The sequence below is a fragment of the Xanthomonas sp. CFBP 8445 genome (assembly GCF_025666235.1).
Classification (GTDB): domain Bacteria; phylum Pseudomonadota; class Gammaproteobacteria; order Xanthomonadales; family Xanthomonadaceae; genus Xanthomonas_A; species Xanthomonas_A indica.
In genome coordinates, this window is sequence record NZ_CP102594.1 from 1,243,842 (window position 1) to 1,262,878 (window position 19,037).

The 19,037-nt window shown below is 70.7% G+C and carries 15 protein-coding genes; 9 read left to right on the forward strand and 6 right to left on the reverse strand.

Annotated elements, in window-relative coordinates; translation table 11 throughout:
- Positions 1–39: 39 nt before the first annotated feature.
- The 3 genes from NUG21_RS05375 to NUG21_RS05385 form a co-directional block, all read right to left on the reverse strand.
- Positions 40–852, reverse strand: coding sequence for a S1/P1 nuclease (locus NUG21_RS05375; protein WP_160947526.1), 813 nt, complete (start codon positions 850–852; stop codon positions 40–42).
- A gap of 132 nt (positions 853–984) precedes the next feature.
- The gene (locus NUG21_RS05380) at positions 985–1,605 is read right to left on the reverse strand and encodes an OmpW/AlkL family protein (RefSeq protein WP_160947527.1); all 621 of its coding nucleotides are present in this window, start codon (positions 1,603–1,605) and stop codon (positions 985–987) included.
- A 234-nt stretch (positions 1,606–1,839) separates the two neighbouring features.
- Positions 1,840–2,469, reverse strand: coding sequence for an OmpW/AlkL family protein (locus tag NUG21_RS05385; RefSeq protein WP_019796920.1), 630 nt, complete (start codon positions 2,467–2,469; stop codon positions 1,840–1,842).
- 159 nt (positions 2,470–2,628) lie between these two features.
- On the opposite strand from NUG21_RS05385, the gene gap reads away from it, so the two are divergent.
- Positions 2,629–3,630 carry a type I glyceraldehyde-3-phosphate dehydrogenase gene (gene gap, locus NUG21_RS05390; RefSeq protein ID WP_019796921.1) on the forward strand — a complete coding sequence of 334 codons (1,002 nt, stop codon included), beginning with the start codon at positions 2,629–2,631 and terminating at the stop codon, positions 3,628–3,630.
- Positions 3,631–3,867: 237 nt separating this feature from the next.
- On the opposite strand, the gene NUG21_RS05395 is transcribed toward gap, so the two are convergent.
- The gene (locus NUG21_RS05395; RefSeq protein ID WP_237473304.1) at positions 3,868–4,323 is read right to left on the reverse strand and encodes a hypothetical protein; all 456 of its coding nucleotides are present in this window, start codon (positions 4,321–4,323) and stop codon (positions 3,868–3,870) included.
- A 184-nt stretch (positions 4,324–4,507) separates the two neighbouring features.
- The gene (locus NUG21_RS05400) at positions 4,508–5,305 is read right to left on the reverse strand and encodes a cache domain-containing protein (protein WP_263392482.1); all 798 of its coding nucleotides are present in this window, start codon (positions 5,303–5,305) and stop codon (positions 4,508–4,510) included.
- Positions 5,306–5,521: 216 nt separating this feature from the next.
- Between NUG21_RS05400 and NUG21_RS05405 the strand changes: the two genes are divergently transcribed.
- From NUG21_RS05405 to NUG21_RS05435, 7 genes are all read left to right on the forward strand, one after another.
- Positions 5,522–8,263 carry a DUF2339 domain-containing protein gene (locus tag NUG21_RS05405; protein ID WP_263392483.1) on the forward strand — a complete coding sequence of 914 codons (2,742 nt, stop codon included), beginning with the start codon at positions 5,522–5,524 and terminating at the stop codon, positions 8,261–8,263.
- Entirely contained in the window at positions 8,263–9,621 is a 1,359-nt protein-coding gene (locus NUG21_RS05410; RefSeq protein WP_263393034.1) for a DUF3999 domain-containing protein, read from the forward strand. The genes NUG21_RS05405 and NUG21_RS05410 overlap by 1 nt, the downstream gene beginning before the upstream one ends.
- 209 nt (positions 9,622–9,830) lie before the next feature.
- Positions 9,831–11,006, forward strand: coding sequence for a phosphoglycerate kinase (locus NUG21_RS05415; RefSeq protein ID WP_263392484.1), 1,176 nt, complete (start codon positions 9,831–9,833; stop codon positions 11,004–11,006).
- A complete protein-coding gene (locus NUG21_RS05420; protein WP_263392485.1) occupies positions 11,003–11,653 on the forward strand; it encodes an HAD-IA family hydrolase in 651 nt (216 codons plus the stop codon). The genes NUG21_RS05415 and NUG21_RS05420 overlap by 4 nt, the downstream gene beginning before the upstream one ends.
- A 233-nt stretch (positions 11,654–11,886) precedes the next feature.
- Positions 11,887–13,353 (forward strand): pyruvate kinase, encoded by a 1,467-nt coding sequence (pyk, locus tag NUG21_RS05425; RefSeq protein WP_026144035.1) that lies wholly within the window; start codon positions 11,887–11,889, stop codon positions 13,351–13,353.
- 104 nt (positions 13,354–13,457) lie between these two features.
- Positions 13,458–14,867, forward strand: a complete 1,410-nt coding sequence (locus tag NUG21_RS05430; RefSeq protein ID WP_263392486.1) for an HD-GYP domain-containing protein — start codon at positions 13,458–13,460, stop codon at positions 14,865–14,867.
- A gap of 118 nt (positions 14,868–14,985) precedes the next feature.
- The gene (locus NUG21_RS05435) at positions 14,986–15,990 is read left to right on the forward strand and encodes a class I fructose-bisphosphate aldolase (protein WP_010341500.1); all 1,005 of its coding nucleotides are present in this window, start codon (positions 14,986–14,988) and stop codon (positions 15,988–15,990) included.
- Positions 15,991–16,157: 167 nt separating this feature from the next.
- On the opposite strand, the gene NUG21_RS05440 is transcribed toward NUG21_RS05435, so the two are convergent.
- Entirely contained in the window at positions 16,158–16,841 is a 684-nt protein-coding gene (locus tag NUG21_RS05440; protein WP_263392487.1) for a response regulator transcription factor, read from the reverse strand.
- A 67-nt stretch (positions 16,842–16,908) separates the two neighbouring features.
- On the opposite strand from NUG21_RS05440, the gene NUG21_RS05445 reads away from it, so the two are divergent.
- On the forward strand, positions 16,909–18,981 hold the full coding sequence (locus NUG21_RS05445; protein WP_263392488.1) for a sensor histidine kinase: 2,073 nt from the start codon (positions 16,909–16,911) through the stop codon (positions 18,979–18,981).
- Positions 18,982–19,037 lie beyond the last annotated feature (56 nt).

The following is a 19,037-nucleotide window of genomic DNA, read 5'->3' on the forward strand; positions in this document are numbered from 1 at the left end:
TGTCGCGGCTAAAGCCGCCCCTACAACGTGCAACCAAGCTTACTTGCCCAGCGCTGCGTTCAAGGTCGCCGCAAGGTCGGCACCGGCCTGGCGCAACTGCGCTTCGGCGACCGGCCGCCAGGTCGTCACGTAATCGGCCGGCAGCTTGGCGCCAGGCGGATAGAAGCCCGGGCGCATCATGATCCTGCAGGAGGCCTCGGCCCACGCGGCGGCCGGCGGCGGCAGGGCGCTGCCGGCCGGGGATGGCGCCGGCAACGGCTGTTTTTCCAGTTCGGCCAGGTAGCCTTGCTCGTCCAGTCCGCGGCTGCGCAGCAGGCCGCTGTCCCACAGTGAGTGCAGATTGGTGCCCTTGCCCTCGAACTGGATCTGCACGGTGTTGGCGCCCTTGTCGCGGGCGTAGCCGGCATGCAGCGGCTGCTGCACGTCGCCGGCGAAATGCACGACGAACTTCAGCGCCTGCGCGCGCGCAGCCTGCGGCTGGCTGCGGTCGGCGAGGATGGCGGCCTGGCGGCGCAGCGCCTCGACCGCGCAGTTGCCGTCCGGGCAGTCGCGGGTCTGTTCGTAGTGGCAATCGTTTTCGGCCAGATTGACGTAGTGCCAGCGCGCACTGCGCTTGCCCAGGTCGGGATCGTGTTCGCGGAGCTGGTCGGCCCAGTTGGCGACGCCGGCCAGGGTCGGCTCGGGTTCGCCCTGCAGCAGGGTCTGGACCTGCGCGCGGGCTTGCGGGGTGAGCTGGGTGGCGGCGAGATCGGCGACCAGGCGGTGGCCCAGCGGGCCCCAGGCGAAGGCGGCGGACGGTGCGGCAGCGAGGGCCGCGGCGAGCGCGGTGCAAACGAGGGAAGAGGTTTTCATGCGCGGATTCTAGCCCGCGAGGGCGACGCGACCATGACGCGGGCCGGGCGCGTTGCGCTGCCGCTCAGCGTGGCGGCAGCGACGCATCGCCGTTGGCCAGGCGCGTCCGTGGACGCGGCCTGGCGCGCTGGCTCAGAAGTACATCAGGTAGGCGACGCCGTAGGTGACCGGATCGAGCTTGGCCTTGCCGAGCTTGGTGCCCTCCACCTCCACGTCGCTGCGCATGCCGGTCCAGCGCGCGTCCACGCGGATCGCGCTGCGTTCGCCGACGGCGAAGTCCACGCCCGCATGCAGTGCCGGGCCGACGCTGTCCTTGAACTTGACGTCGTTGGACGAGAATGCGCCCTTGCCGTCGCTGCCGAGGAAGGCGGTGTAGTTGAGGCCGGCGCCGACGAACGGGGAGATGTCGCCGTTGCCGTTGAAGTGGTACTGCAGCGAGATGGTGGGCGACAGCATCCAGGCGCTGCCGATGTCGCCGCCGCCGTCCACGCCGATCTTCTGCTGGCCGACCAGGCCCTGGATCTCCACGCCGAGGTTGCCGCGGAAGAAGTATTCGTAGGTGAACGACACGGCCGGGGCGGTGTCGGCGTCGAAGCGCTGGTCGCTGCCGCGCAGCGTGCCGTTGGAGCCGCCCGGCACCATGCCGTGGAGGCCGTAGCTGGTGGTGAAGTGGCCGGCCGATTGCGCCGCGGCGGGCAGGGCGATGCTGGCGAGGGCGGCGACGGCAAGGCGACGGAACAGGCGTGGCGGCATGGAAGACCCCGGTGGACGACGAGTGGGCGGATGCGAACCCATGTCGGCCCGGTGGGCGCCGATCCACATCCGTGTGGCGCGTAGTCTGCCAGAGAAGCGGCGCCGACGCGCTGCGATCCGGTGTCGCCGCGGGTGCGGCGGCAGCGTCGATGCGGCGCGTCCGTGCCCAGGATGGCGCCGCTGCGGCGAACGGCGCCCGCCCTGCCGCCGCCGCATGTCGCGGCGGCGCACGCCTCAGAACTTCATCACGTAGGCCACCCCGTACGCCAGCGGATCGATGTGCGCGGTGCCCAGGTCGCTGCCGTTGACCTTGACCTTGCTGTCGATGTCGATCCAGCGCAGGTCCACGCGCAGCGCCGATTTCTCGGTGAGCGCGAAGTCCACGCCGGCGTGCGCGGCCAGGCCCCAGGAGTCGTCCAGTTTCAGCTTGCTGCCGGCCAGCGCGCCGGTGGTCTTCTCGCTGAAGAAGGTGGTGTAGTTGAGGCCGGCGCCGACGAACGGCGAGACCTTGCCGGCGCTGTTGAAGTGGTACTGCAGCGACACCACCGGCGGCAGGTGCTTGGTGCTGCCGACCTTGCCCACGCCCTTGACGCTGATGTCGTGCTCGAACGGCAGCGCGGCCAGCACTTCCACGCCCAGGTTCTGGTGCACGAAGTATTCGAAGGTCACCGTCGGGCGAATGTTGCTGTCGATGCGCAGCGGCAGGGTACCGCCGGCCAGCGTGCCGTTGTCGGACTTCGGGTTGACCTGGTGGGCGCCGATGCCGAGGGTCCAGTCGCCTTGCGACTGCGCCAGCGCCGGCAGGGCGCACAGGGTCAGGGCGGCGGCCAGGCCGGTGAGCAGGAGGGGGGAGGTGGTGCGCATGGTGGAGTCTCTGTTGGGTGTGGGCGCAGTGTCCGGCGCGCGGCCCCACGCCGCCTTGATCCTGATCAAACCGGCGTGTCCGGCGCGGAGCGGCCGGCCTGCTAGAATGCGGTTCCCCTTCCATCCGCCGCGCCAGGCGCGGCCGCAGGAGCTACTGAAATGGCAATCAAGGTCGGCATCAACGGTTTCGGTCGCATCGGGCGCAACGTGCTGCGCTCGGCGGTGCAGAATTTCGGCAGCGACATCGAGATCGTCGCCATCAACGACCTGCTGGAGCCGGATTATCTGGCCTACCTGCTGCAGTACGACTCCGTGCACGGCCGCTTCGAAGGCGAGGTGGCGGTCGACGGCGGCCACCTGCTGGTCAACGGCAAGAAGATCCGCCTGACCCAGGAGCGCGATCCGGCGGCGCTGAAGTGGGGCGAGGTCGGCGTGGACGTGGTGATCGAGTCCACCGGCCTGTTCCTGACCAAGGAAACCGCGCAGAAGCATCTGGACGCCGGCGCCAAGAAGGTGATCCTGTCGGCGCCGTCGAAGGACGACACGCCGATGTTCGTCTACGGCGTCAACGACAGCACCTATGCCGGCCAGGCCATCGTCTCCAACGCCAGCTGCACCACCAACTGCCTGGCGCCGCTGGCCAAGGTGATCAACGACAAGTGGGGCATCAAGCGCGGCCTGATGACCACCGTGCACGCGGCCACCGCCACCCAGAAGACCGTGGACGGCCCGAGCAACAAGGACTGGCGCGGCGGCCGCGGCATCCTGGAGAACATCATTCCGTCCAGCACCGGCGCGGCCAAGGCGGTCGGCGTGGTGATCCCGGAGTTGAACAAGAAGCTCACCGGCATGAGCTTCCGCGTGCCGACCTCGGACGTGTCGGTGGTCGACCTGACCGTGGAACTGGAAAAGCCGGCCACCTACGCCGAGATCTGCGCCGAAGTGAAGGCGCAGAGCGAGGGCGCGCTGAAGGGCATCCTCGGCTACACCGAGGACAAGGTGGTGGCGACCGATTTCCGCGGCGACGCGCGCACCTCGATCTTCGATGCCGATGCCGGCATCGCCCTGGACGGCACCTTCGTCAAGCTGGTGTCCTGGTACGACAACGAGTGGGGCTACTCCAACAAGTGCCTGGAAATGGTCAAGGTGGTGGCGAAGTAAGACGCCTGGCGCCGCTCGTTCACTGCGGGCGACGCAGCGGTGTTGGCATGCGACCCGTGGCGGCCTGCCGCCGCGGGTCGCATGCCCCCGACACCGTGAAAGGACGCAAACAAAAAGGAGCGCATCGGCGCTCCTTTTTGCTGTGACAGGTCTGTGGTGATGGGCTTGCCCGCCACGACGGCGGCCTGAATGCCGCGGGTGGCGGCGCGATGCGCGCCGACCCCACCCTGGTCGCCCTTACAGCGCGTCCTTGGAGACGTTGCTTTCGCTCTGCTGGTAATCGGTGACCACGCCCTTGGCATCGAACTCCACTTCCAGGTCGTACGACTTGACGTTGCGCGCGCCGACACCATGCTCCTGCGCCTCGTTGATCGCCGGGCCGGTGTAGTAACCGGGCAGCATCCGCTTCAGCAGGCCGGTCGCGGTCTTTCGCGCTTTCTCGCCATGCGATTCGCTGGGGCGATAGCTCCACGACTTCTCGTAGCCCCCTTCTTTCCCGGACGTCCTGGAGACGTAGGTGGGCTCGCCATAGATGGCGCGCACCTGCTCCTTGGTGGTCTTGCCGATGACGATGTTCTTCTTGACTGCGTCGGGGGTGTAGAGCTCCGGATTGTCGACCTTTTCGGCCAGGGCGGGAGCGGCGAAGGACGCGGCCAGCAGGGCCGAGATCAGCAGGGTGCGAAAGGGTTTCATGGTCATGTCCGTTTACCTGGGGAGTGGCGTCTGCAATCCAGAGGGCACCGGTCGCGTCGAGGATGCGTCGGTACGGCTTCAGCGCGGCGCACCGAGCTTAGGCATGGCGAAATGACGCCGTCAATACAGCAGGCAGGAGACATTCAGGCAGCGCCTGTGCCCTTCCGGCGATGCCGTTGGCCGGTTATTGGCGCGATGCGCCATGCCGCCGCATGCGCAACCACGCCGACACGCCACGCGGTGCCCTGTGACCCACTGCCGCTTTTGCGCAGGACGCGGTGGGGCGCGCGGTGTACAGCACCTGCAGGATCGGCGAGTGCCAGCCGGTGCGGTAGGTTCTTGGCTCGGCGCGGCGACATGCGCGATGCAGGGCGATCGGCCCTCGAGGTCGATCATCAGGGGCACTGCGCGGCTGCTTGAACAAGGCGTCGCGGCCGTCGAAGTCGAGCCGGTCCTGCAGCATGCGTCCGGCCGAGTCGTCCAGCATTTCGCCGCGTGCGTCGACGATGCAGACCCGGCTGCGGCCCCGTTCGGATTCGGACAGCGGCGTGCGCCGCACGATCGTCTGCGCCAGCGCGTCCCATCGCAACACGATGCCCAGTGCGCCCAGCACGCGGCCGTCGACGCGGCCGCCCTCGCGGACCGTGCACGCGTACACCAGGACCCGCCCGCTCGCCATCGGCCAGCACACTGGCATGCACGCCCTGGACGCTGAAGTCCCGCCGCTGCGGGTGCGCACGGCCGGCTCGAACCATGGCTGTGCGGAAGCGTCGCTGCCGACCGAGGCGAACTGCCGCGGCCGTCCATTGGCGCGGATGCGGCCATCGCTGCCGGCCAGGATCAGGTCGAAGGAGACCGTGTACGAATCCGGGACCTGACCCACGCGGCGCGATGCGTAGGCCAGCGCTTCGGCATCGCTGTCGGCGCGCGCCGCCGCCGCCACCGTGGCGTCGGTGGCCCACCAGCGCACTCGCAACTGCACGCGTCGAGGTTGCGGTCGATCAGGTCGATGTCGCTCAGCGCCAGTTCGCTACGCCGGGTGCGGCGCACGCCGTCCTGCAGTCGGCCAGCGTCTGCCGCATCTCCGCGCTGGCCGATGGCGGCGCCGAACTCGTCTACCATCTGCGCCAGGTCCGGCGCCGCCGGGCTCCGGATGCGGCCGCCGGCGCCGCGCCACCGCGATGGAGAGGCGAGTCGAATGGAGATGGTGATCGTGCTGGTGGTGTTGGCGGTGCTGGCGGTGCCGGTGCTGTTGCTCGTGGCCCTGGTGGGGCAGTCGCGCCTGCGCCAGCGGCTGGCTGCGCTGGAGGCGCAGGTCGCACGGATGGCGGCCGCCGCCCCGGCAGCGCCTGCGACGGCCTGGGCCGGTGCCGCGGCCGCAACCGGGCAAGCCGATGCCGCCGCCGAGCCCGAGACTGCCGCCGAGCCCTGGCCGAGCGAGGTGTCACGCGACCTCGTGCGTCCGCATCAGGCGATGGAGGGCGCGGGCGCGCCGCCGCCACTGCCGCCGCCCTTGCCGCTGCCGCCGCAAGCCGACGATTTCGCCACGCTGGCCGCCGCGGCGGAGCATGCCGAGCGGCAGCAGGCGCAGGCGCGCGCCGCCGCGCCGGCCCAGCCCACCGCGCCGCGCCGGCCAGACCCGATCGAGCGGTTGCTGGGCGGCATCAAACGCTGGTTCACCGAGGGCAATGTGCCGGTCAAGATCGGCATGCTGGTGCTGCTGGCCGGCGTCGCCGCGCTGCTCAAGTACGCCGGCGACCAGGGCTGGTTGCGCATGCCGATCGAGCTGCGCTACGCCGGCATCGCCGCCGCGTCGCTGGCCGGCCTGGCCTTCGGCTGGCGCCAGCGCACACGCAAGCGCAGCTTCGCCCTGGCCCTGCAGGGCGGGGCGATCGGCGTGTTGCTGCTGACCGTGTTCGCCGCGTTCAAGCTGTCCGCGCTGATCCCGGCAGGCGCGGCGCTGGCGTTGAGCATCGCCCTGGTGGCGGGCATGTGCGTGCTGGCGGTGGCACAGGATTCGCGCACGCTGGCGGTGCTGGGCACGCTGGCCGGCTTCCTGGCGCCGCTGTGGCTGTCCACCGGCAGCGGCAACCACGTCGCGCTGTTCTCCTACTACGCGCTGCTCAACGCGGCGGTGTTCGCGATCGCCTGGTACCGGCCCTGGCGGGTGCTGAACCTGCTCGGATTCGGCTTCACCTTCGGCATCGGCACGCTGTGGGGCGTGCTGCAGTATCGGCCGGAGCAGTTCGCCAGCACCGAGCCGTTCCTGCTGCTGTTCTTCGCCTTCTACCTGCTGATCCCGATCCTGTACGCGCGGCGGCAGACGGCCGCGCGCAGCGCGCTGATCGACGGCAGCCTGCTGTTCGGCACGCCGTTGATCGCGTTCTCGCTGCAGGCCGGGTTGCTGCGCGGCGAGCGCTTGCCGCTGGCCTTGTGCGCGCTGGGCCTGGCGGCACTCTATGCGCTGCTGGCGGCGGCGCTGATCCGGCGTGCGCGCTTTGCGCTGCTGGGGCAGGCGTATGCCGTGCTGGCGGTCGGGTTCGCGACGCTGGCGGTGCCGTTGGCGCTGTCCGCGCGGGCCACCGCCAGCGTGTTCGCGCTGGAGGGTGCGGCGCTGGTGTGGCTGGGCCTGCGCCAGCGGCGCTGGCTGCCGCAGCTCAGCGGCGCCAGCCTGCAACTGGCGGCCGCGCTCGGCTTCATCGTGGGCCTGGACGCTGTGGCGCAGGACACCCAGGCGGTGGTCAATGCCACCTGCATGAGCGCGCTGTTGCTGGCCCTGGCCGGCTTCGTCAGCGCCTGGTGCTACCGCCGTGAGCGCGCCGCCATGACGGCGTTGGGCTACTACCTGTGGGGACTGGCCTGGTGGTGCGGGATCGGCGTCGCCGAGATCCTGCGCTTCGTCGACGCCGACGCGCGTGCCGACGTGTTGCTGGCCTGGGTCGCGGTCAGCGGCTGGCTCGCGGCCGAAGCGCAGCGGCGCTGGCCGGCACCGGCGCTGGCCGCGACCACGCTGGGCGGCCTGGCGCTGGCGGTGCCGCTTGCGGCCTGGCAGGCCGATGCGCATGGGCAGCCGTTCGCCGGGCATGGCGCCTGGGCCTGGGCGCTGTACGCCGCGCTCGGCGTGCGCAGCCTGCTGTGCCTGCGCGACAGTGGCGGCGGCGTGGCACGCGCGGCGCAGTTCGTGTGGTGGCTGGTGTGGCCGATCGTGGCCACCTTGCTGTGCGGCTGGCTGGCGCTGCACAGCGGCCTGGCCGCCGGCTGGCGCTGGATGCTGCTGATCGCGCCCTGGCTGCTGGGCGCGGCGCTGTCGCTGTGGCGCTGGAGCTGGCTGGCGGCGCCGCTGGGGGCGGCGTTCGCGCCCTGCCGCAGTACGCTGCAGAGCACCTACTTCGGCCTGCTCGCGCTGGCCTGGCTGTACAGCCTGGGCCAGCCCGGCGGCAGCGCCCCCTTGCCGTGGGTGCCGGTGCTCAATCCGCTGGAACTGACCCAGCTGGCGCTGCTGGTGCTGGGCGTGCGCTGGACCCGCAGCCCGGAGCTGCCGGCACTGCTGCGTCCCTGGCGCACGCAGCTGCTGGCCGGCGCCGGCTTCCTGTGGATCACCAGCGTCACCCTGCATGCGGTGCACGACTGGGCGGCGGTGCCGTGGCATGGCGTGCTCGGCGCAGGCGTGGCGCAGACCAGCCTGACCGTGGTCTGGAGCGTGCTGGGCGTACTTGGCTGGGTGCTGGGTTCGCGGCGCGGCCAACGCGGCCTGTGGCTGGCCGGCGCGGTGTTGATGGCGGTGGTGCTGGGCAAGCTGTTGCTGGTGGACCGCGGCAACCTCGGCAACGTCGCCGGCATCGCCTCGTTCATCGCTTACGGGCTGTTGTGTACCGTGGTCGGCTATCTGGCGCCGGCACCGCCACGCGCCGCCGAACCGGCCGAGGAGGCCCTCCCATGATCCGACGCGTGCTGTTCCCGTTGTGGCTGGCCTGGTTGCCGCTGTGCGCAGTCGCCGCCAGCCAGCGCGACGACTACGCCCAGCAGTGGCCGCTGACCCTGCAGGACGCCGATGCCGGCGCCTATCGCGTGCAACTCGACGATGCGGTGTACCGCAGCGCGCAGCGCGCCTCGCTGGGCGACGTGGAGGTGTTCAACGCGGCGGGCGATCCGCTGCCGGCCGCGCTGTTCGCCGCCGAGCAGGCCGAGACCGCGCCGCGCCGGCAGCCGTTGCCGTGGTTTCCGCTACCGGCCTCGCGCGACGGCCGCGCAGCGGACCTGGAGCTGATCGCCGAACGCGACCGCGACGGCAGCGTGCGCCGCATCCAGACCCGCGTGGCCAGCGGCGCGGCGGACACCGGCGCGGGCTGGCTGGTCGACGCCAGCGCGCTGCATGCGCCGCTGCGCGCGTTGTCGCTGCAATGGGCCGCCGCCGCGCAGCCGCAGCAGGCGCGCTACCGGGTCGAGGGCAGCGACGATCTGCGCGACTGGGAGGTGCTGGTGGCGGATGCGACCCTGGTCGACCTGGCCAACCGGGGACACCGGCTGCAGCAGTTGCGCATTCCCATCGGCCGCCAGGTGCGCTATCTGCGCCTGCTGCCGCTGGCCGGCGCCAGCGCGCCGCCGCTGACCGGGGTGGAGGCCGAACTGGCGCCGGCGCCGGTCGCCGCCGACTGGCATTGGCAACAGTTGGACGCGGTGAGCACCGACCCCGCACAGCACCGCTACGCCTTCGTGTCGCCCGGCCGTTACCCGGTGACGCGCGTGGACGTCGCCCTGCCCGGCAACAACGCCATCGAATGGCGCGTGCAGAGCCGCGACAGCGCCGACGCGCCGTGGCAGGACCGCGCCGGTCCGTGGCTGGCCTACCAGGTCGGTGGCGGCAGCCGCTCGTCGCCGCAGGCGCTGACCGCGCCGGTGCGCGATCGCTACTGGCAGCTGCTCGCGACGCAGGATCCGGGCCGGCAGCGGCCGGCGCTGCGTCTGGGCTACCAGCCGGAGACGCTGGTGTTCCTGGCGCAGGGCACGCCGCCCTATGCGCTGGCCGCCGGCAGCGCGCGCACGCAGCGTGCGCAGGCGCCGCTGGCCGCCGCGCTGCAGGCCTTGCACGCCCAGCGCGGGCCGCAATGGGCGCCGGCCACCGCCAGCCTCGGCGCGGCGCAACCGCTGGCCGGCGCGGCGGCATTGCAGGCGCCAGCGCCGCCGCGCGACTGGAAGACCTGGCTGCTGTGGGCGCTGCTGGTCGGCGGTGCGTTGCTGGTGGTCGGCTTCGCGCTCAGCCTGCTGCGCAAACCCGGCGCCGCCGACGGCACCGGCTGATCGATCCCGTGGCGACGGTGCGCGCGCTGCGCCGCGCGCGGCATCGCACCGCACCGATTTGCCGCTGTGCGGCCGACGCCGGACAATGGCGGTTTCGCCGCTGCGCGGCGATCGGCCGACGGTCGTGCACCTTGCGTTCCGACGCCGACGCCGATACTGCACCGATGGCGCGGTTTTCCCTTTGCAACCCCACGAAAGCGAGCACTTACATGTCCATCCTGCGAATGACCGATCTCGACCTGTCCGGCAAGCGCGTGCTGATCCGGCAAGACCTGAATGTGCCGATCGACAATGGCCTGATCACCTCCGAGCAGCGCATCCTGGCCTCGGTGCCGACGCTCAAGCACGCGCTGGAGCAGGGCGCGGCGGTGATGGTGACCTCGCACCTGGGCCGGCCCAAGGAAGGCGTGTGGACCCAGGAGGACTCACTGGAGCCGGTGGCGATCCGCCTGGCCGCGCTGCTCGGCGTCGACGTGCCGCTGCTCCGCGACTGGGTCGATGGCGTGGACGTGCAGCCGGGGCAGATCGTGCTGCTGGAGAACTGCCGCATGAACGTCGGCGAGGGCAAGGACGACGAGGCGCTGGCGAAGAAGTACGCGGCGCTGTGCGACGTGTTCGTGATGGACGCCTTCGGAACCGCACACCGCGCGCAGGCCTCCACCCATGGCGTGATCAAGTTCGCCCCGGTCGCCGCCGGTGGCCCGCTGCTGATGGCGGAGCTGGACGCGCTGGCCAAGGCGCTGGAACAGCCGGCCAAGCCGTTGCTGGCGATCGTCGCCGGCAGCAAGGTCTCGACCAAGCTGGAGCTGCTGTCCAACCTGGTGGACAAGGTCGACCAGCTGATCGTCGGCGGCGGCATCGCCAACACCTTCATCGCCGCAGCCGGGCATGCGGTGGGCAAGTCGCTGTGCGAGCCGGACCTGCTCGAAACCGCGCGCAAGATCGTCGCCGATGCCAATGCGCGCGGTGCGGCGATCCCGCTGCCCAGCGACGTGGTGGTGGCCAAGCAGTTCATGCCCGATGCCGAGGCCACGGTGAAGGCGGTCACCGACGTCGCCGACGACGACCTGATCCTGGACATCGGCCCGCAGACCGCCGCGCACTATGCCGAGCTGATCGCCAAGGCCGGCACCGTGGTCTGGAACGGCCCGGTCGGCGTGTTCGAGTTCGACGCCTTCGGCAAGGGCACCGAGACCCTGGCGCGGGCGATCGCCGCGTCGCCGGCGTTCTCCATCGCCGGCGGCGGCGACACCCTGGCCGCGGTCGACAAGTACGGCATCGCCGAGCAGGTCAGCTACATCTCCACCGGCGGCGGCGCGTTCCTGGAGTTCCTGGAAGGCAAGACCCTGCCGGCGGTGGCCGCACTGCAGGCGCGCGGCGCGTGAGCGCCGCCGACGTCCTGTTCTTCGACCTGGACGGCACCCTGGTCGATTCGGAGGCCGGCATCGTCGGCAGCTTGCGCCACGCCTTCGCCGAACTCGGCCAGCCGCTGCCGACCCCGGCGCAGTTGCGCGCCTGGATCGGCCCGCCGCTGCGCGACAGCTTCCAGCAGCACTTCGCCGGCGATGCGGCGCTGGTGGAACAGGCGCTGGCCCTGTACCGCAGCCGCTACGACAGCCACGGCTGGCGCGAGCACACGGTGTTCCCGGACATCGGCGCGGCGGTGGAGGCGATAGCCGCGGCCGGCCACCGCCTGGCGGTGGTGACCTCGAAGAACGAGCGCTTCGCGCGGCGCATCGTCGAGCAGTTGCCGTTCGGCGCTCGCTTCGAGGAGATCGTCGGCGCCAGCGACGACGGCGCGCGCCGGGCCAAGCCCGACCTGATCGCCGAGGCGCTGCGGCGGCTGGTGGTCGCGCCGGCGCAATGCCGCATGATCGGCGACCGGCGCATGGACATCGACGGCGCCCGCCACCACGGCATGCGCAGCATCGGCGTACTGTGGGGCTTCGGCGATGCCGAGGAACTGCGCCAGGCCGGCGCCGATGTGCTGGCGCAGACGCCGGCGCAGTTGCCGACACTCGTCGCAGCCTGAGTCCGCATGCGCCGGCGCGTCCGGCGCACGCGAGGGCGCCACGCATGGGGTGGCGCACCCCGCGATCGCGCCCCTGTAACGCCTGCGGGCCGGCGCCTGCGGGCCCGGCATGACCACATACTGTCCCGCATTGTCCGCTCGCTATGCCCGGCCGCACGCGCGTCTATGCCGAAATGCCATGCCGTGTGATGGGCGCGTGTGCTAGCTTTGAGCGCTTTTCCAAGGATGCCGTCATGATCGAACGCCAGCGCCGTACCAAGATTCTCGCCACCCTCGGTCCGGCCACCGACCCGCCCGGCGTGCTTGAGGATCTGTTCCGCGCCGGCGTCAACGTGGTGCGGTTGAACTTCAGCCACGGCGATCCGTCCGGCCAGGCCAAGCGCGCCGCCGAAGTGCGCGCCGCCGCGGCCCGCGTCGGCGCCGAGATCGGCATCCTCGCCGACTTGCCGGGTCCGAAGATCCGCATCGAGCGCTTCGCCCAGGGCAAGGTGTCGCTCAAGCTCGGCGACCGCTTCGACCTGATCGCCGACGCCAATGCCGCGCCGGGCGACGCCAGCCAGGTCGGGGTCAGCTACCTGGGCCTGCCGCAGGACGTGGCCCCGGGCGACGTCCTGCTGCTGGACGATGGTCTGATGCAGCTGAAGGTGGTCGAGGTGCAGGGCGAGCGCATCGTCACCAGCGTGCTCAACGACGGCGTGCTGTCCGACCGCAAGGGGCTCAACAAGCAGGGCGGCGGCCTGTCGCTGGGCGCGCTGACCGAGCGCGACAAGGAACTGATCGGCATCGTCGCCAAGATCGGCGTCGACTTCATCGCGGTGTCGTTCTGCCGCAATGCCGAGGACATGAACGAGGCGCGGCGCATCGCCCGCGCGCATGGCTGCGACGCGGCGCTGGTGTCCAAGATCGAGCGCACCGAGGCGATCGAGAACCTGAGCGAGATCGTCGAGGCCTCGGACGTGGTGATGGTCGCGCGTGGCGATCTGGGCGTGGAAATCGGCGACGCCGAGCTGCCCGGCCTGCAGAAGAAGATCATCAAGGAATCGCTGGCGCAGAACAAAGTGGTGATCACCGCCACGCAGATGCTGCAGTCGATGGTGGAAAGCCCGATCCCGACCCGTGCCGAGGTGCTGGACGTGGCCAACTCGGTGATCGATGGCACCGACGCGGTGATGCTGTCGGCCGAGAGCGCCGCCGGCGCCTATCCGATCCGTGCGGTCGAGGCGATGGCGCGCATCTGCCTGGGCGCCGAGCGCCAGTTCGAGACCGAAACCGACTTCGGCATGGCCCCGCGCAACCTCGAGCGCGCCGACCAGGCCATCGCCATGGCCACGATGTTCCTGTCCCAGCACGTGGGCGTGCGCGCGATCGTGGCGATGACCGAATCCGGCGGCACCCCGCGCTACCTGTCGCGTTTCCGCGCCAAGGCGCCGATCTTCGCGGTGACCCGCCACGACGGCGCGCGCCGGCACATGGCGATGATGCGCGACGTGTTCCCGATCAACTTCGACAGCCGCGGCCTGACCCCGCGCGAGGCCGCGCGTGGCGCGATCCGCGTGCTGGTCGAAGCTGGCCTGCTGGCGCCGGGCGACCGCGTGGTATTCACCAGCGGCGAGCACATGGAAACCCACGGCGCCACCAACACCCTGCGCCTGCTCGAGGTCGGCCCGGACGGCCGCGCCAGCGGCCTGGGCGAACTCTGAAGGACACGGTGCGGCGGCCCAGGCCGCCGCACCGTCGGCAGCCCCTGTTCGATCGCGCATGGAACGGCGCGTCATCCACCGTTCCCTGATCGCGCGATACCCCCATGACATCCACGAGCGCGCACGCCGAGCTCGGGCTGGAACTGCCCGAGCGCCCCGGCACGCACTGCCTTGAACACCTGATCCAGGCCTCTGCCACGCGCGAGTTGGTGGTCACCGAGGACATCCGCGACCGCCGCGGCATCCTGCTGGTCGCCAAGGGCCAGCGCATCAACGCCGGCCTGCGCGAACGCCTGATCGCGCGGCGCCTGCTGCGCCCGCTGGAATCCTCGCTGGCGTTCTGCGAAGAACTGCGCCCCAGCGAAGTGCAACTGGCCGCGCAGCGCGAACTGGACGAACACCCGCATCTGCGCCTGCTGCTGGGCGAGGAGGTGCAGTCGGTCATGACCGCGCTGGCCCGCGCCCGCACGCTGGGCGCGCCCGGCACCTTGCTGACCACGCTCGGCCAGACCCGGCCGGCGGCGTTCTCGCACGCGGTGCGGGTGGCGATGCTGGTGTCCTGGCTGGCGGCGCTGCTGTCGCGCTCGGACGCGGCGATGCGCGAGGCCGCGGAAGTCGGCCTGCTGCACGACCTCGGCGAGATGTACGTGGATCCGGCGGTGCTGGAACTGCCGGAGGCGCAGCAGGATTTCGCGCAGTGGCGTATGCAGTGCGTGCACCCGGTGATCAGCGCGGCGCTGCTGGGCGAATCCGGCGTGTATTCGGCCCAGCAGGCCGCCGCCGCGCGCGAGCATCACGAACGCATTGACGGCTCCGGCTATCCGGTCGGCACGCCGGTGTTGTCGCCCCTGGGACGGCTGATCTCCTGCGCCGAAGCGCTGGATGCGTTGTTCGAGCGCGAGCAGGGGCAGGCGCACGCGCTGGCGCGGATGCGCATCGCGCTGCGCGTGGTGCCGGGGCAGTTCCCACGCGACGTGGTCGATCTGGTAACCGCGCGGTTGCGCGACTGCGTGCCGGAGCCGGCGTCGGCGCACGATCCGCAGCACCTGCGCGCGGTGGTGGCGGCCTCGCTCGACGGCCTGGAACGGGCGCGCGACGAAGCCCTGCGCCTGCAGCGCGGTGGCGACCTGCGCGAGGACGAGCGCGCGGCCCTGCAGCACCTGCTGTTGCTGATCGTGGGCTACATCATGGCCATCCACGATTCCGGCGCCGGCAAGATGGTCGAGCAACTGCCGTGGCTGATCGCCGCGCCGGAGGCGGCCGAGGAAGTGGATCGCGTCTGTTGCGAACTGCGCTGGCAGTTGCCGGGGCTGCGCCGCCATGCGGCGTTGCTGGCGCACCGTCGCGCGCGCGGCGCCGACGACTGGCGGCCGTTGCTCGATGCGCTCGACATCGCCCTGCCGGCGGCGCAGGCCGCGCCTGTGCAGGTGCCGGCCGCGGACGCTGCGCCGTTGCAGACGGCGCAGGCCGATGCAGCAGTGCCGTGCGAGGCGATGGCGGATGCGCTTGGCTGACATGCCGGGAAGATGCACGGTCTACGCCTGTAACCGCTTGCAACACCGACGGTAACGGAATGCATGCAGGCCGGCCCGGTATACTTGGGGTTCCCCCGTTGCAGCCATCAGGAACCGTATGAGCATCGAACAGCTTGCCGAAACCGCACAGGCAATGGTCGCCCCGGGCAAGGGCATCATCGCGATCGACGAATCCACCAGCACGATCGCCAAGCGCTTCGCCGGCGTGGGCATCGAGAATGTCGAAGAGAACCGCCGTGCCTACCGCGAGCTGCTGCTGACCACGCCGAAGCTGAGCGATCACATCTCCGGCGCGATCCTCTATGACGAGACCATCCGCCAGAAGACCAAGGATGGCGTGCCGTTCGCCAAGTACATGGCCGAGCACGGCATCATCCCCGGCATCAAGGTCGACAAGGGCACGCATCCGCTGGCCGGCATGCCGGGCGAACTGATCACCGAAGGCCTGGACGGCCTGCGCGCCCGCCTGGAGGAGTACTACAAGCTCGGCGCGCGCTTCGCCAAGTGGCGTGCGGTCATCACCATCGGCGAGGACATCCCGTCCGGCGTGTGCATCGAGACCAACGCGCACGCGCTGGCCCGCTATGCGGCGCTGTGCCAGGAGCAGGGACTGGTGCCGATGGTGGAGCCGGAAGTGCTGATGGACGGCGACCACGACATCGAGACCTGCTACGAGGTCACCGAGGCCACGCTGCGTTCGCTGTTCGGCGCGCTGTACGAGCAGAACGTGGTCCTGGAAGGCACCATCCTCAAGGCGTCGATGGTCATCGCCGGCAAGGACTGCGACGAGCAGGCCAGCGTCGAGGAAGTGGCCGAGTCCACCGTGATGTGCCTCAAGAGCACCGTGCCGGCGATCCTGCCGGGCATCGTGTTCCTGTCCGGTGGCCAGACCGACGAGCAGTCCACCGCGCACCTCAATGCGATGAACCAGCTCGGCAACCTGCCGTGGCCGCTGAGCTTCTCCTATGGCCGCGCCATGCAGCAGGCCGCGCTGAAGCTGTGGGCGCAGGACATGAAGGGCAATTTCGCCAAGGCGCAGCAGGTGGTGTACGAACGCGCCAAGGAAAACGGCCTGGCCGCGCTGGGCAAGTGGCAGGGCTGAGCATCCCGACACTGTCGATGCGCAACGAAGAACGCCGGCATCGCCGGCGTTTTTCGTTTGTGGCCTGGCGGCTTGCGGTTATCCGCTGAGGTGCTTTCGCATCGCCGCTGCAGGCGGCCCAGAGCGCGCGTCAGCCGCGCGCAGCGCCGCGTCTCGCGGCGTCGCGCTTACGGCGCCAGCGCGGCCGGAGCGTGGAAGCAATAGCCGCTGTTGCGCAGGGTCTTCACCGGCAATGCGCGCCCGCTGATCTCTTCGACGCGGCGCCGCAACCGGTACATCTGCGTGTCCAGCCGGCGCCGGTCGTAGTCGAGGAAGTTCACCCCCAGCGCCTCGGCGATCTCGCGGTGGCCCACGCTTTCGCCGGCGTGGCGCATCAGGCAGGCCAGCACCAGCAGATCCTGGCGCGAGAGCGGAACCGGCGGTGCATTGGGAACGTTCAGGCGTGCCGCGGCCAGTTCCAGCATCCAGCGCGCGGTCGGCGGCGGCAGCGCCAGGCGCCGGCCGAGCGCGGCCAGGGTCGCGGCCAGTTCGTCCAGGTCGATGCCCTTGCCCAGGTAGTGGTCCGCGCCGATCTCCAGCCCCGCGATGCGATCGCTGGGGGTGTTGTGGGCGCTGAACACCACGATGCCCAGCCGGTGGCCGGCGCGGCGCAGTTCGCGCACCAATTCCAGGCCGCTGCCGTCGGGAAGGCCCACGTCGATCACCGCCATGCCGTGGCGCGTCGGATCGAACCGCGCCCGGAAGCCGGCGAGGCTGTCCACGCACGTGGCGACGTAGCCCAGATCCTGCAGGAACTCGCCGAGTTCCTCGCACAGCACCGGCTCGTCCTCGAGCAGGATCACCTCGGACATGGCGGCGGATCCTCGCGCCTGGCGGTTTGCTGTAACGTCATCGGCTGGCAACGGGGCGGTATGGCGAATGATGGCGCAATGGTGGCGCTGGCTGGCGGGCGCATGGCTGCTGGTGGGAATGGGCGTCGGCCTGGCCGCGGCACCGGCACCGCATGCGGTCGCGGCGTTGCCGCTGACCGCGGCGCATCACGATACCAGCGGCTACCTGCAGCGCCTGGACGACCCGCAGGGCCGCCTGGACGCCGCGCAGGCCGCGGCCGCGCGCGGCTGGACCCGGCTGCCCGCCGGGCTCAACGCAGGATTCGTCGACGGTCCGGTGTGGCTGCGCCTGCCTGTTCATGTCGAAAGTGTACCGTCCGGCGGTTGGATGTTGCGATTGAGCAATGCCTTGCTCGACGACGTGCAGGCCTACGTGCGCAGCGACGGCGGCGCCTGGCGCGCGCTGGGGCATAGCGGCGAACGCGTGCCGCGGCGCGACTGGCCGGTGGACTACCGCAGCCCGGTGTTCCAGTTCGCGCCCTCGCATCCTGGGAACTACGAGGTGCTGCTGCGGTTGCGCAGCAAGAACGCGCTGGTCACGCGCCTGGACGTCTGGCAACGGTTGCCGTTCGACAACCAGTCGCGGCGCGAGGGCCTGCAGTTCGGCCTGTACTTCGGCTTGTATCTGCTGCTGCTGTGCCTGCACGTGCTGTTCTGGCTCGCCACGCGCTCGCGCATGAGCGGCCTGTTCGTGGCCTACCTCGGCGGCTGCGTGTTCAACGAAGCGATGTCGATCGGCCTGGTGCAGCAGGTCACCGGCATGCCGATGGCCTGGAGCGACAGCCTGCTGGGCATCAGCATCGCCTGCAGCCTGCCGGTGGGGTTCCAGGTCGCCAGCCGGCAGCTGAACCTGCGCGCGTTCCATCCGCGTCTGGTGCGCTGGGGCACGCGTTTTCTATGGGCGGTCGCGTTCGGCGGTGCGGTGGCCGTGCTCGCAGGCCACTACGCCTGGGGCATGCAGCCGGTGCAGGCGCTGGGGCTGCTGGAGATCCTGCTGCTGGTGGGGTTGGGGGTGCATCTGCTGTGGCGCCGCTACCGGCCGGCGCTGTTCTTCGTGCTCGCCTTCTCCCCGTTCTACCTGGGGGTGATGCTGGGCTTCCTGCGCAACCTCGGCTTCGTCCCGGTCAACGCCTGGACCCAGTACGCCACCACAGTCGGCACCATGCTGCACATGACGCTGCTGAGCGTCTTCCTCATCGCCCGGTACGAGCGGCAGCGCCGGCTGCGCGAACGGCGGCATGCCGATGCCGCGGTGGAACTGGCACGCAGCCACGGCCTGGCGCTGGAGCGCGAAGTGACGCTGCGCACCGCCGAACTGCGCAACGAGATCGGCCGGCGGCAGGCGCTGGAGGACGACTTGCGGGCCCTGCTGCAAACCGAACGCAAGGTCGCGCAGGAACAGCGCGATTTCGTGGCGATGGTGTCGCATGAGTTCCGCACGCCCTTGGCCGTGATCATGACCTCGGCGCAACAGCTGGCGCGCAAGCTGGATGCGCCAGCGGAACGCAATCGCGCGCGCTGCGGCAACATCCGCGACGCGGCGCAACGGCTGCTGGCGCTGGTGGACGAGTATCTCGCCGACGACCGCATGGGCGAGGCGGCGTCGGAACTGCGGCTGCAGCCGTGCGCGCTGCGCGCACTGCTGGCCGAGCTGTGCCTGGACTTTCCGTCGCACCGGGTGCTCTGCGAATTCCTCACCGACGACGACGGCCTGCTCACCGATCTCGGGCTGTTGCGCGTGGCATTGCGCAACTTGATCGCCAACGCAGACCGCCATTGCCCCGAAGGCATGGCCATCCGCGTGCGCGTGCGCGGCAGTGACGAACACCTGTGGCTGGAGGTCGCCAATCCGGGCGAACGCATCGCGCCCGCCGAACAGGAGCGTCTGTTCCAGAAGTACTACCGTGGCGAGAACGCGCGGCATGCGCCGGGCGCGGGGCTGGGCCTGTATCTGGTGCGGCGGATCGCCGAGCGGCTGGGGGGCTCGGTGGAGCTGGCCACGCAGACGCCGGGCGAATCGGTCTGCTTCGTGTTGCTGTTGCCGCGTCGGCCGGTGCTGCAGCGCACGGTGCCGCGGCTGCCGCCTGCGGCGGATGCCTGATCGCGCGCAGCGCGATGCATGGCCTGCACCGTCGGCGAACGCGATCGGGCCTGGTT

What these genes read in the sequence shown, in the direction of transcription:
- NUG21_RS05375 (WP_160947526.1), bottom strand. Translation starts at nt 852, where the DNA reads ATGAAAACCTCTTCCCTCGTTTGCACCGCGCTCGCCGCGGCCCTCGCT.
- NUG21_RS05445 (WP_263392488.1), top strand. Translation starts at nt 16,909, where the DNA reads ATGATGGCGCAATGGTGGCGCTGGCTGGCGGGCGCATGGCTGCTGGTG.
- pyk (WP_026144035.1), top strand. Translation starts at nt 11,887, where the DNA reads ATGATCGAACGCCAGCGCCGTACCAAGATTCTCGCCACCCTCGGTCCG.
- NUG21_RS05385 (WP_019796920.1), bottom strand. Translation starts at nt 2,469, where the DNA reads ATGCGCACCACCTCCCCCCTCCTGCTCACCGGCCTGGCCGCCGCCCTG.
- gap (WP_019796921.1), top strand. Translation starts at nt 2,629, where the DNA reads ATGGCAATCAAGGTCGGCATCAACGGTTTCGGTCGCATCGGGCGCAAC.
- NUG21_RS05440 (WP_263392487.1), bottom strand. Translation starts at nt 16,841, where the DNA reads ATGTCCGAGGTGATCCTGCTCGAGGACGAGCCGGTGCTGTGCGAGGAA.
- NUG21_RS05415 (WP_263392484.1), top strand. Translation starts at nt 9,831, where the DNA reads ATGTCCATCCTGCGAATGACCGATCTCGACCTGTCCGGCAAGCGCGTG.
- NUG21_RS05430 (WP_263392486.1), top strand. Translation starts at nt 13,458, where the DNA reads ATGACATCCACGAGCGCGCACGCCGAGCTCGGGCTGGAACTGCCCGAG.
- NUG21_RS05435 (WP_010341500.1), top strand. Translation starts at nt 14,986, where the DNA reads ATGAGCATCGAACAGCTTGCCGAAACCGCACAGGCAATGGTCGCCCCG.
- NUG21_RS05380 (WP_160947527.1), bottom strand. Translation starts at nt 1,605, where the DNA reads ATGCCGCCACGCCTGTTCCGTCGCCTTGCCGTCGCCGCCCTCGCCAGC.
- NUG21_RS05405 (WP_263392483.1), top strand. Translation starts at nt 5,522, where the DNA reads ATGGAGATGGTGATCGTGCTGGTGGTGTTGGCGGTGCTGGCGGTGCCG.
- NUG21_RS05395 (WP_237473304.1), bottom strand. Translation starts at nt 4,323, where the DNA reads ATGAAACCCTTTCGCACCCTGCTGATCTCGGCCCTGCTGGCCGCGTCC.